Origin of the sequence: Pelagibius sp., from assembly GCF_028289705.1 — a bacterium.
GTDB lineage: Bacteria > Pseudomonadota > Alphaproteobacteria > Kiloniellales > Kiloniellaceae > Pelagibius.
Window position 1 is genome coordinate 37,178 of the sequence record NZ_JANQOI010000088.1, and the last position, 11,177, is coordinate 48,354.

Sequence of the window (11,177 nt, forward strand, 5' to 3'; positions counted from 1 at the left end):
CGCGAGGACCCCCATGGACATGCGCAAACTGGGCCGCAGCGGCCTGACCGTCTCCCCCCTCTGCCTCGGCACCATGATGTTCGGCGACCAGACCGACGAGGACAGCGCGCGGCGCATCATCGACCATGCCCGCGATCACGGGGTGAACTTCATCGACACCGCCGACCAGTACGCCAAGGGCGCCTCGGAAGAGATCGTCGGCCGCGCCATCGCCAAGAACCGCGACTCCTGGGTGCTGGCCACCAAGGCCGGCAACCCGGTGCGCGAGACCCACGCCAACAGCGCCGGTCTCGGCCGCAAGTGGCTGCTGCAGGCCATCGAGGACAGCCTCGACCGCCTGGACACCGACTATGTGGACATCTGGTACCTGCACCTCGACGACTATTCGACGCCCCTTGAAGAAGCAGTGAGCGCGGTGGCCGACGTGCTCGGCTCCGGCAAGGCGATCTACTGGGGAGTCTCGAACTTCCGCGCCTGGCGCATCTGCGAGCTGATCCGTCTGGCGGAGCTGGCGGGGATCGACCGGCCGGTGGTCTGCCAGCCCTACTACAACGCCATGACCCGGGTGCCGGAGGTGGAGATCCTGCCGGCCTGCGAACACTACGGCCTGGGCGTGGTGCCCTACAGCCCGCTGGCCCGCGGCGTCCTGACCGGCAAATACGCGCCCGGCGAAGCTCCGCCGGAGGGCACCCGCGCGGCGCGCAACGACAAGCGCATGATGCAAACCGAGTTCCGCGAGGAGTCCATGGTCATCGCCCAGAAGATCCAGGCCCACGCCGAGGCCAAGGGCATGAAGGCCGCCGACTTCGCCGTCAACTGGGTGCTGGCCAACCCCATCGTCACCTCGGTGCTCGCCGGCCCGCGCACCCTGGAGCATTGGGAGGGCTATCTCGGCGCACTGGAGCACGGCTTCGATGAGGAGGACGAGGCGTTGCTGAATTCCCTGGTCCCGCCGGGCCACCCCTCGAGCCCCGGCTATAACGACCCCGCCTATCCGCTCACCGGCCGACCGGTGGGGTGACGGTGCCGCAAACGAAACCGTGAAACGCCTGCTCTTCGTTTGCAGTCAGAACCGTTTGCGCAGCCCGACGGCAGAGGCGGTGTTCTCGCAATACGAAGGGATCGAGGCGATCTCCGCCGGCACCAACAACGATGCGGAAACGCCCGTTTCGGGTGACCTGATCGAATGGGCCGACATCGTCTTTGCGATGGAGAAGCCCCATCGCAACAGGCTGATGGACAGGTTCCGGCCGCTGCTCAAGGACAAGCGGCTCGTCGTCCTGGGCATACCCGACGACTACGCGTACATGGATCCGGCATTGGTGCGGCTGTTGGAGGCACGGGTGCCGCACCATCTGAGATTGAACCTCGTCAGGAAAGCAACGGATTGACCGCGCGCGGTGGACCAGCCTTAGCTGCCGTGGCTTCCCGCGGCCAGGCCGCCGCTGTTCCGGCTGAGGTCGTCGACGGGGAGAAAGGTCACGGTCTGCGCGGTCAGTTGCACGGCGTCGAAGTCCACCAGGGAGTTGCGGGCGGTGGCGCCGATGATGCCGTCGGCGGTCGTGCCGTCGCTGGACAGCGGCAAAGCCAGCCGTTCGCCCAGGGCGATGCGGTCGGCGCAGCGATACATCGGCCCGCGCGCCAGCATCGCCTGCTCCTCGCGGACGACCCGCAGGAAATTCCCGTTCACCTGATCGAAGCGCTCGCCGCTGACGAAGTCCGAGAGCAGGCGGCCGGCGATGGGTGCCCCGAAGATCGCGTTCACCTCCTCCCCCGCCAGGCGGTAGCGAAAGGTCCCGGCGTCGGTTTCATAGGCATTGACCCAGATGATCGGCAGCACCGGGCCCAGGCGGGTGGCATCGATGTCGCCGCGGGCCGGCATGCGCCGGTCCCCCCTGGCTTCCAGGTAGTGCTCCAGAAGCAGGTGCAGGCTCTGGCTTTCCATGCCTGAGATCATGGCTTCCCATCCCCCATAGGCCCGGACCCTGCGGTCTTTGCAACGACCGTTCTCAGGCGGCGGCCGAGCCTAGGTATTCCAAACTCCCTATGTGTGAAATCTAGCACAGGCCGGACTCTCTGCCAGAGCCTTGGTCAAAAAAAGCGAGCGATTCCAGCCGATTTCGGGTCCAGATCCGCCTCAGCCATGGGCGCTGGACGCGGCCCAGAGGTTGATGCCACTTTCGGTGGCAAGTCCGTCGATCTCTGCCAGTTCGGCTTCGGTGAAAGTCAGGTGATCGAGGGCGGCAACACAGTCCTCCACCTGCGCCACGCGGCTGGCGCCGATGAGCGCGGTGGTGACCCGCGGGTCGCGCAACACCCAGGCCAGGGCCATCTGCGCCAGGCTCTGGCCGCGGCGCTGGGCAATCTCGTTGAGCCCGCGCACCTTGGCCAGATTCTCCTCGCCGATGTGGTCGGGTCTCAGCGACTTGTCGGCGGCGGCCCGGCTGTCCTGCGGCACCTCCTTCAGGTACTTGTCGGTCAGCAGGCCCTGGGCCAGCGGCGAGAAGGCGATGCAGCCGATCCCTTCGTCTTCCAGCACATCGAGCAACCCCTCCTCTTCGACCCAGCGGTTGAGCATGGAATAGCTCGGCTGGTGGATCAGGCAGGGGGTGCCCAACTCCCGCAAGATCTTCGCCGCCTCCCGGGTTTTCTGCGGACCGTAGGAGGAGATCCCGACGTAGAGCGCCTTGCCCTGGCGCACCGCGGAATCGAGGGCTCCCATGGTTTCCTCCAGGGGCGTGTCGGGGTCGACGCGGTGGGAATAGAAGATGTCCACGTAGTCCAACCCCATGCGCTGCAAGCTCTGGTCGAGGCTGGCCAGGAGGTATTTGCGGCTGCCCCAGATGCCGTAGGGGCCCGGCCACATGTCGTAACCGGCCTTGGTGGAGATGATCAATTCGTCGCGGTAGGGCGCGAAGTCGCGGGCCAGCATGCGCCCGAAGTTGGCCTCGGCCGAGCCCGGCGGCGGACCGTAGTTGTTGGCAAGGTCGAAGTGGGTGATCCCCAGGTCGAAAGCGCGGCGGCAAATGGCGCGCCCGGTCTCGAAGGGGCGGTCGCCGCCGAAGTTGTGCCACAGCCCGAGGGAAATCGCCGGCAGATTCAGCCCGCTGTGGCCGCAGCGATTGTAGGTCATGGCGTCGTAGCGCTCTTGGCGGGCGAGATAGGGCGCGAAAGCGGACATGGCTGACTCCTCTGCGGTCGGAGGGGGCGAAAGGGCGGGCGGGTCTTGCGGGCCGTCAGGGGGTCGGCCCGGTCCTAGCGAGGGTACACCGGGGCCGCTTTAAAGCACAACTTAATGACTGCTGTACCAGGCATCGGCCCCCCCGGCGGCAATCCGAAGGCGCGCTCCTCAAACGGAAACCGCGTGACGGAAGAGCGAAGGGCGGTGCTTTCCGTCACGCGGATCCGAAACATGTGGCCGATCTCTTGGATGGGAGGAAAGCGGCCACTCACTTGGGGAGTGCAAGGGCAAGATGGCGCCGATGCCCCAGCTTGACAAACGATAAGATCTAAGGTGAGGCTAAGTTTGGCTTAGTCAAATGAGAAGATCATGGCCCGCGACCTGCCGCCCCTGATCGCCATGCGCGCCTTCGAGGCGGCGGCACGCCACGGCAGCTTCACCCAGGCGGCTGAGGAACTCCACATCACCCCGGCGGCAGTGAGCCAGCAGGTGCGCCACCTGGAGGACCGGCTGGACGTCGGCCTGTTCCTGCGCCGCCCGCGGGGCATCGCCCTGACCGCCGTCGGCAGGGACTATGCCCAGGCCCTCGGCCCGGCCCTCGACCAGATCGCCGCCGCCACGCGACAGGCCCGTGGCGCCGACCGCGGCGGGCGCCTGACCATCGCCACCACCCCCTCCTTTGCCGCCAAATGGCTGGTCCACCGCATGGCCGGATTCCAGGCGCTGCAGCCGGACCTGGACGTCCGCCTCTCCTCCTCAAACGCGCTCACCAACTTCGGCGAGGACGACATCGACGTGGCGGTGCGCTTCGGCGGCGGGAGCTGGCCCGGAGTCTCGGCAACGCGGCTGATGACGACGGAGCTCTTTCCGGTCTGCAGCCCCGCCCTGCTGCACGGGCCGCGCCCCCTGAAACAGCCGGAAGACCTGCAACACCACACCATGCTGCGGCTGATGAGCCCGGAGTGGATCAAATGGCTGAAGGCAGCCGGTCTGGAAACCCTCGCCCAGCGCCGCGGTCCGCAGTTCAGCGATGCCGGCCTGATGATGCAGGCCGCTATCGAGGGCCAGGGCGTGGCGCTCGGCCAATGGGTGCTGGTGGCCGACGACCTCGCGGCCGGGCGCCTGGTGGAGCCCTTCGATCTGCGGGTGCCCAGCGACGGTGCCTACTACCTGGTCACGCCGCCCGGCGCCGAGGCACGGCCAAAGGTTAAGGTCTTCTGCGACTGGCTGGAAACAGAGGCCCGCAAAGTCCAGACGGACGTTCTATAGAGCCTTTCATGTTTTGACGGGGCCGGCCCGCTCCCAAAGGCGCCAGACCAGCAAGAGGTTCGCCAGCACGAACAGCGGCACGACGATCATCGGCGCAATGGACATGGGATAGGCGAGCACGGCGCGCGCATCCGGCAGGCCGTTGAAGACCTGCAGCGGTCCTGGCAGGCCGAGCTGAATGAGGATCGGCGCGGAGGGCACGATGATCAAAGCGCCGATGAGGTTCCACCAGAGAAACCCTCTTTTGCCCAGGCGAGCCTGCTTCAGGCGCGCGGCGACCCAGAGGGCGGAGAGCCCGAACAGCAGGTCCGGCAGGCCGACCAGGACTTCGAAGTAGAGCGGGAACTCGCCCTGCAGGGTCTTGGCCGCGGTGCCCAGGGCGGTGATCCGCAGGGCATGGAACCCGGCGAACCAATGCAGCGGTGTGCTGTCGACAATGCGGCGCAGCCCGTCTCGCAGACCGGCAAAGAGGACGACCGGAACAACCGCGACCGCCACGGTTACCACCTGCAGCCAGAATGCGGGATAGAGCCGCAGCATTTCCTCGCTGATGTAGAACCCCTGGGCGCCGAGGACGCTGGTGACGACCCCATAGGCCGCGATCCAGAGGACGAAGAGATGGACCGGAGCCATCGATCCGTCCGCCGGGGCGAGCCGCTCGCTGCGCCGGGCCAGCACCAGAAGGAAACCGAGCTGGATCGCCAGGAGGAAGGGAGTCATGGAGAGCTGCATGGTCTTGGCTTTCGTTCACGCGGCGGCCTCTCAAAAGGAAGTCGCCTGGAAACCGCCCTCTCACCAGGTTTCGGCAAAGGGCCGGATCACCAGGTCGAAGGTCCAGGTGGAGCGGTCCTGGTGTGCGAGGTGGTAGACCTCTTCGGCGATGGCCGGGGGTTTGGCGTAATAGTCCTCCTTCGGCCAGGCCCAGTCCGCGGGCGGCGTCAGCCAGGACGGCCGCTCTTCCTCCGAGCCGAGCCAGGTGACATCGATGGCGGCGTCGATGGTGACGTAGCCGACATGAATGCCCTTGGGCCCGAGATCGCGCGCGAGCGACTGGGCCAGGATGCGCTGCGCCGCTTTCGTCGGCGCGAAGAGCGCATAGTTCGCAACCCCGCGCAGGGAGGCGGTGTTGCCGGTCACCATGATGGCGCCCTTGCCGGCTGCAATCATGTCGGGGGCCAGCGCCCGGGCGAGATAGAGCAGGGCCGTCGTGTTGACCCGGAAGTTCCGCTCCAGGTCTTCGGGATCGGCGTCAAGGAAGGTATCGAAGGTATGGGAGACGGCGTTGTGGATCAGCACCGCCGGCTTCCCCATGCTCTCTTGAATTTCTTCCACCGTGGCGGTCAGCTTCTCCAGATCACTGACGTCGCAGACGAAGCCTCTCGCGCCCTCGATTTCCTGTTCCAGCGCCGCCAGGCGCTCCGCATTGCGGGCGATCATGGCGACGCGATAGCCGCCCTCGGTGAAGCGCCGGGCCAGGGCTGCGCCGGTGGAATCACCGACACCGGTGATGAGACAGACCGGATTGGACATGACGATCTCCTTCGGTTCGGATTCGGGCGGCCGTCATGCGGCCGCAGACTTGGGGCCGTAGGGTTCGCCGTACCTGGCATCGCGGCGGCCGGCCTTGAGGACTCTGTGAATGGACTCGTCGACCTCGTAGGTGCGCACCCACTCCCGCTCGCCCCGGCGCATCAGCTTGGAGGAATGGAGCGAGCGTGTTTGTTCTTTGTATTCCACCAAGGCCATGCGGCAGGCCTGGCCGCCGAAGCCGTAGGCATAGTCCCGTTCGCCTTCCGGCACGAAGCGGGCGCGGTAGAGTTTCCAGTACTGGCCATCGTGCTCGTAAATGTCGAAGGTCAGCTCGTGGGTGTCATACTGCCAGTGCCAGACACCGCTCTCCTCGATCTTCACCCAGTCCGCCAGGCGGCTGCCGTCGGAAAAGCTGAGGCCGCGCTCGGCCCACTGCAAGGTGTCGGTCATCATCTCCTCCTCTGGGTCTGCGGCGACCGGGTTCGGGTTCGATGAACTCCGCAAACCGGACACCTTCGACCTCCTCTGTCATTCCATATCGATTGATATGAAATTGGACAAAAATTTTTACCCCAGGGCCGTCAGGGCGGTGCGGATGTGGCGGGCGACATAGGCTTCGCCAAAGCCCGAACGGGTGAGAAAGCCGGCGCTGTAGACCGTCGTCGCCAGGAACTCGGCCAGAGCCCCCACATCCTTGTCGGCAGCCAGCTCGCCGGCCTGCTGGCCCTCGGCCAACTTCGCGCGGAAAGCATCTCGCAGCAGCTTGGTGTGCGCCTTGAACTTCTCCGCCGCCTCCGGGTCGCTTGGCGCCATTTCCACCGCGGTGTTGCACATCAGACAGCCGACACGGCCATCCGGCGTCAGGGTGGCCTTGGCCAAGCGCTCGAAGGTCCGGGTGATTGCCCGCCGCATCGGGCCGGACTTTCTCAGTTCGCCCAGCGCCTCGGCGGTGACGGTTCTTTGGTAGTGGTCCAGAGCGGCCAGAAAGAGCCCGTGCTTGCTGTCGAACTCGCCATAGAGCCCGTAGTAATTCACCCCGGTCCGTTCCACCAGATCGCGGATGGAGGTGTCGTGATAGCCCTTAACCCAGAACTGGTGCATGGCTTTTTCCAGGGCCTCTTCGGGTTCGAATTCCTTCGGGCGCGCCATGATCAGTTCCATTTCATAGCAATTGATATGAAATCAGATAAGTGAACCCGCGAAGGATGTCAAGGGGCGCGCTGCAGTGGCGAATCGTATCGGTCATGGCCGCTCTCCCTGTTCGCCCAACCTTTGGCAAAAGGGCGACTTGCCCGGCAGGGCGCAAGCCCTCGCCCGTTTGACCCCCACCTCATCCGCAGAATGAAGCTCCTGGACGACACCACATACGACAGCCAAAATACGATCGTCCAAAGCCGTGTCAGTCACCATGCTCGAAATCGCCCTCGTCTCCTCCGCCACCTTCTTTGCGACCATCGGCCCGCCCGATGTGGCAGCGCTTTTCGCCGCCCTTACTCCGAACAACACCCCAGCAGAGCGTCGCGCTATCGCCCTCAAGGGAACCTTGATCGCGCTCGCCATCCTGCTGGCCTTTGCAGCCTTCGGCGACTCTCTTCTCGCGCTCTTCGGCATTACGCTGCCGGCGCTCAGAACCGCGGGCGGCGTTCTCCTGCTGCTGATGGCCATCGACATGGTCTTTGCCAGGTCCTCCGGCGCGGTGACCACAACGGCAGAGGAAAACCGGGAGGCAACGGCAAAGGAAGACATCTCGGTCTTTCCCTTGGCGACCCCGCTGATCGCCGGGCCCGGTACAATGGGTGCGACCATCCTGCTGGTGGCAGACGCGGAAGGGGATTGGACCCACATCGCCGTGGTCGTGGCTTGCCTCACGGCCATGTTGTTGCTGACCTTTGTGCTGTTGCTTCTCACCGGCCAGGTCCAACGCCTGCTGGGGGTGACCGGACTGCACGTTGTCTCCCGTGTCGCCGGTGTGCTTCTGGCGGCCTTGGCAGTGCAGTTCATCTTCGACGGGGTCGCAGATAGTGCGCTCTTCAGGACGTCCTGAACGGCGCGCAAGAAGCGGATAGAACGACACCGGCGGGATCTGGCCTTATCGGGTCATGGATCACCCAAGGAAAGCCGGACCCATGACCACGCTACGAGTCGTCGCCCTGCACAGCGAGACCGTGAAGGATCTTCGCAACGGCGGCAGGGACGCCAACGGCCAGCGGCCCGAACGCCAGCTCTCCGACGGCGGCGGCAACCCCTGCCGCCACTGTTTGGACGACATCGGCGCGGAGGAACCCATGCTGGTGCTCGCCCACCGCCCCTTCCCGGCGGCCCAGCCCTATGCGGAAGTCGGGCCGCTCTTTCTCCACGCCGAAGCCTGTCCGCGCTATGCCCAGGAGACCGCCGTGCCGGCTTACCTGGGCAAGCGCGAGGCCGTGCTCATCCGTGGCTACGGCGCGGACGACCGCATCGTCTACGGCACCGGCCAGTCAGTGGCGCCAAAGGACATCGAAGCGGTTTCCGCGAAGGTCTTGGAACGGCCCGACATCGCCTACCTCCACGTCCGCTCGGCCAGCAACAACTGCTACCAGTTCCGCATCGAGCGGGGGTAAGGGAACCAAAGCCCCCCTCACCCTCCCGCTGACGCGGGCCCCTCCCTCTCCCACGCTGGGGAGAGGGACCCAAAACAGCCCTCTCCCCTGGCGGGAGAGGGTTGCGGAGCCTTAGTGAGGTCGGAGACCGAGCTTAGGCGAAGCTGGGTGAGGGGGACCTGACGGTTACCCCCTAAAACGCCGCTTCCTTCATGTCCATGAGCGGGGCCTTGCCGGCCATGATGGCGGCGAAGAGGCCGGAGCTTCTCGGCAGCAGGCGCTGGAAGAAGAAGCGGGCGGTGGCCAGCTTGGCTTCGTGGAATTCGGACATCTCGCCATTTGCCTGCACCAGGCTCACCTTCACCATGCGCGCCCACATGTAGGCCAGCGCCGTCAGGGCGAAGAGGTTCAGGTAGTCGGTGGCCGCCGCCCCCGCCTCCTCAGGATCTTTGAGGCCCTGCTGGGCGATCCAGAGGGTGGACTGCTGCAGGCGGCTCAGCACCTTGGCCAGCGGCGCCACGAACTCGGCCATCTGCGGGTCGGTCTGATGCTCCTCGACGAAATCCTGCACCGGGTGGAAGAAGCGGCGCAGCAGGCGGCCCATGTTCTGGCCCAGCTTGCGGCCCACCAAGTCCAGCGCCTGGATGCCGTTGGCGCCCTCGTAGATCTGGGCGATGCGGGCGTCTCGCACCAACTGTTCCATGCCCCATTCGCGGATGTAGCCGTGACCGCCGAAGACCTGCACCCCCAGGTTCGTGTTCTCGAAACCCTGGTCGGTGAAGAAGGACTTGATGATCGGCGTCATCAGCGCGACCAGGTCGTCGGCCTCCTGCCGGGCGGCCTCGTCCGGGTGCTTCTCGGCGATGTCGACGGCCATGGCGACCCAGAAGGCGAGTGCCCGCGCGCCCTCGTTGTAGGCCTTCATGGTGAGCAGGTTCTTGCGTACGTCCGGATGCACGATGATCGGGTCGGCGGGCTTGTCGGGATGCTGCGGGCCGGCGAGGGAGCGGCCCTGCAGGCGCTCCTTGGCGTAGGCGACGGCGGACTGATAGGCGGTTTCCGCCAGGCCCAGGCCCTGCATGCCGACGTCGAGCCTTGCCACGTTCATCATGGTGAACATCTTGGCCATGCCGGTGTGGGGCTCGCCCACCAGATAGCCCTCGGCCTCGTCGAAATTCATGACGCAGGTGGAGGAGGCCTTGATACCCATCTTGTGCTCGATGGAGCCGCAGGCCACGCCGTTGCGCGGACCGAGGCTGCCGTCCGCCTTCACCAGGAACTTCGGCACGATGAAGAGCGAGATGCCCTTGGAGCCTTCCGGCGCGTCGGGCAACTTGGCCAAAACGAGGTGAACGATGTTCTCGCTCATATCGTGTTCGCCGGCGGAGATGAAGATCTTGGTGCCGGAGATCTTGTAGCTGCCGTCGCTGTTGGGCTCCGCCTTGGTGCGGATCAGCCCCAGGTCGGTGCCGCAGTGCGGTTCGGTCAGGCACATGGTCCCGGTCCAGCGGCCGTGAATCATGTTGGGCAGGAAGGTCGCCTTCAGCTCCTCGCTGCCGTGCAGTTCCAACGCGTTGCAGGCGCCGTGGGTCAGGCCGGGATACATGCCGAAGCTGAGGTTGGTGGAGCAGATCAGCTCGGTCAGCACGAACTGCAGAGTCTTGGGCAGGCCCTGGCCGCCGTGCTCGGGGCTCAGCGCCAGTCCGTTCCAACCGCCCTCGCAGAAGGTCTCGTAGAGTTCCTTGAAGCCTTTGGGCGTGCGCACCACGCCGTTCTCGAAGCTGCAGCCCTCCTCGTCACCGGAGCGGTTCAGCGGCAGCAGTTCGTTCTCGCAGAACTTGGCGCCCTCTTCGATGACCGCGTCGACCAGGTCGCGGCCGGCCTCCTCGAAGCCCGGCAGGCTGGCGATCCGCCCGTCGTAGTCCAGCAGGTCGTAGAGCACGAAGCGGATATCGTCCAAGGGAGCGGTATAGCTAACCATGATCAGGGTCCTCGAATTCTCTTCCTAGTTCCGCAGAGGTTTTAGTTGCGCAGGGGCTTGCCGGTCTCGAGCGTGTGCTCGACCCGCGCCAGGGTACCGGGGGTCCGCACCAGCCGCATGAAGGCCTCGCGCTCCATCTTCAGCACGACGTCTTCGCTCAGGGGCTCGGTCAGGTCCGCGTCATCGCCGCCGGTCAGCACGTCCGCCAGTTCGCCGGCCACCACCATGTCGTGGTCGGTAGCGAGGCCCTTGGCGTAGAGATCGCGCAGCGCAAAGGCGAGGGAGGCCTTGCCGGAGGGCCCGGGCAGCGTCAGTTCCAGGGGCTCCGGCGGCGCGTAGCCCTCCACCAGGGAAAGCGCCTTTTTCTTGGCGTCGGCCAGCAGGCGTTCGCGGTTGAAGGTGACGAGGTCTTCGCCGCGCAAGAAACCCATCTCCTTGGCTTCGAAAGCGGACTTCGCCACCTGCGCCATGCCGATGGTCTCGAAGGCCTTGGCCACCGGCGGCATGGGGCCCTTGGGCCGCCGCGGATCGCGGGCCAGCCGGCTCAGCAGTTCCTTGCAGCCGCCCCAGGCCGGCACCACACCGACGCCGGCCTCCACCAGGCCGACGTAGCTCTCGGCATGGGCCTGCACCGCGT

The 11,177-nt window shown here is 65.8% G+C and carries 12 protein-coding genes and 1 pseudogene; 5 read left to right on the plus strand and 8 right to left on the minus strand.

The features are described from left to right. The first annotated feature begins 13 nt into the window (after nt 1–13). Nucleotides 14–1,021 (plus strand): aldo/keto reductase, encoded by a 1,008-nt coding sequence (locus Q0996_RS11785; RefSeq protein WP_299619479.1) that lies wholly within the window; start codon nt 14–16, stop codon nt 1,019–1,021. 19 nt (nt 1,022–1,040) lie between these two features. Next, nucleotides 1,041–1,391 (plus strand): low molecular weight protein tyrosine phosphatase family protein, encoded by a 351-nt coding sequence (locus Q0996_RS11790; RefSeq protein WP_299619482.1) that lies wholly within the window; start codon nt 1,041–1,043, stop codon nt 1,389–1,391. Nucleotides 1,392–1,411: 20 nt separating this feature from the next. Here the strand turns inward: Q0996_RS11790 and Q0996_RS11795 are convergent, their stop codons facing one another. Next, nucleotides 1,412–1,957 (minus strand): PAS domain-containing protein, encoded by a 546-nt coding sequence (locus tag Q0996_RS11795; RefSeq protein WP_299619485.1) that lies wholly within the window; start codon nt 1,955–1,957, stop codon nt 1,412–1,414. A gap of 180 nt (nt 1,958–2,137) precedes the next feature. Continuing rightward, entirely contained in the window at nt 2,138–3,181 is a 1,044-nt protein-coding gene (gene mgrA / locus Q0996_RS11800) for an L-glyceraldehyde 3-phosphate reductase (RefSeq protein ID WP_299619488.1), read from the minus strand. Nucleotides 3,182–3,550: 369 nt separating this feature from the next. On the opposite strand from mgrA, the gene Q0996_RS11805 reads away from it, so the two are divergent. After that, nucleotides 3,551–4,450, plus strand: coding sequence for a transcriptional regulator GcvA (locus tag Q0996_RS11805; RefSeq protein ID WP_299619491.1), 900 nt, complete (start codon nt 3,551–3,553; stop codon nt 4,448–4,450). A gap of 6 nt (nt 4,451–4,456) precedes the next feature. Here the strand turns inward: Q0996_RS11805 and Q0996_RS11810 are convergent, their stop codons facing one another. The 4 genes from Q0996_RS11810 to Q0996_RS11825 all read right to left on the minus strand — a co-directional run bounded on the left by Q0996_RS11810 (nt 4,457) and on the right by Q0996_RS11825 (nt 7,129). Next, on the minus strand, nt 4,457–5,182 hold the full coding sequence (locus Q0996_RS11810) for a hypothetical protein (RefSeq protein ID WP_299619494.1): 726 nt from the start codon (nt 5,180–5,182) through the stop codon (nt 4,457–4,459). Nucleotides 5,183–5,242: 60 nt separating this feature from the next. After that, nucleotides 5,243–5,980 (minus strand): SDR family NAD(P)-dependent oxidoreductase, encoded by a 738-nt coding sequence (locus Q0996_RS11815; protein ID WP_299619496.1) that lies wholly within the window; start codon nt 5,978–5,980, stop codon nt 5,243–5,245. Between the two features lie 33 nt (nt 5,981–6,013). Next, entirely contained in the window at nt 6,014–6,430 is a 417-nt protein-coding gene (locus Q0996_RS11820) for a hypothetical protein (RefSeq protein ID WP_299619499.1), read from the minus strand. A gap of 117 nt (nt 6,431–6,547) precedes the next feature. Continuing rightward, nucleotides 6,548–7,129 (minus strand): TetR/AcrR family transcriptional regulator, encoded by a 582-nt coding sequence (locus tag Q0996_RS11825; protein WP_299619502.1) that lies wholly within the window; start codon nt 7,127–7,129, stop codon nt 6,548–6,550. Between the two features lie 247 nt (nt 7,130–7,376). Between Q0996_RS11825 and Q0996_RS11830 the strand changes: the two genes are divergently transcribed. Beyond that, nucleotides 7,377–8,024: a MarC family protein gene (locus tag Q0996_RS11830; RefSeq protein WP_299619505.1), complete on the plus strand. Its 648-nt coding sequence runs from the start codon at nt 7,377–7,379 to the stop codon at nt 8,022–8,024. 82 nt (nt 8,025–8,106) lie between these two features. Then, a complete protein-coding gene (locus Q0996_RS11835) occupies nt 8,107–8,580 on the plus strand; it encodes a DUF1203 domain-containing protein (RefSeq protein ID WP_299619508.1) in 474 nt (157 codons plus the stop codon). A gap of 172 nt (nt 8,581–8,752) precedes the next feature. Here the strand turns inward: Q0996_RS11835 and Q0996_RS11840 are convergent, their stop codons facing one another. Together Q0996_RS11840 and Q0996_RS11845 are read right to left on the minus strand one after the other, a co-directional pair. Further along, entirely contained in the window at nt 8,753–10,540 is a 1,788-nt protein-coding gene (locus Q0996_RS11840; protein ID WP_299619511.1) for an acyl-CoA dehydrogenase C-terminal domain-containing protein, read from the minus strand. 41 nt (nt 10,541–10,581) lie between these two features. Beyond that, nucleotides 10,582–11,177, minus strand: a pseudogene (locus Q0996_RS11845) (3-hydroxyacyl-CoA dehydrogenase); the annotation flags it as partial.

Bases quoted from the DNA above. Each gene is read 5' to 3' on its own strand.
- Q0996_RS11825 (WP_299619502.1), bottom strand. From the start codon at position 7,129: ATGGCGCGCCCGAAGGAATTCGAACCCGAAGAGGCCCTGGAAAAAGCC.
- Q0996_RS11820 (WP_299619499.1), bottom strand. From the start codon at position 6,430: ATGACCGACACCTTGCAGTGGGCCGAGCGCGGCCTCAGCTTTTCCGAC.
- mgrA (WP_299619488.1), bottom strand. From the start codon at position 3,181: ATGTCCGCTTTCGCGCCCTATCTCGCCCGCCAAGAGCGCTACGACGCC.
- Q0996_RS11810 (WP_299619494.1), bottom strand. From the start codon at position 5,182: ATGCAGCTCTCCATGACTCCCTTCCTCCTGGCGATCCAGCTCGGTTTC.
- Q0996_RS11840 (WP_299619511.1), bottom strand. From the start codon at position 10,540: ATGGTTAGCTATACCGCTCCCTTGGACGATATCCGCTTCGTGCTCTAC.
- Q0996_RS11835 (WP_299619508.1), top strand. From the start codon at position 8,107: ATGACCACGCTACGAGTCGTCGCCCTGCACAGCGAGACCGTGAAGGAT.
- Q0996_RS11785 (WP_299619479.1), top strand. From the start codon at position 14: ATGGACATGCGCAAACTGGGCCGCAGCGGCCTGACCGTCTCCCCCCTC.
- Q0996_RS11815 (WP_299619496.1), bottom strand. From the start codon at position 5,980: ATGTCCAATCCGGTCTGTCTCATCACCGGTGTCGGTGATTCCACCGGC.
- Q0996_RS11795 (WP_299619485.1), bottom strand. From the start codon at position 1,957: ATGATCTCAGGCATGGAAAGCCAGAGCCTGCACCTGCTTCTGGAGCAC.
- Q0996_RS11805 (WP_299619491.1), top strand. From the start codon at position 3,551: ATGGCCCGCGACCTGCCGCCCCTGATCGCCATGCGCGCCTTCGAGGCG.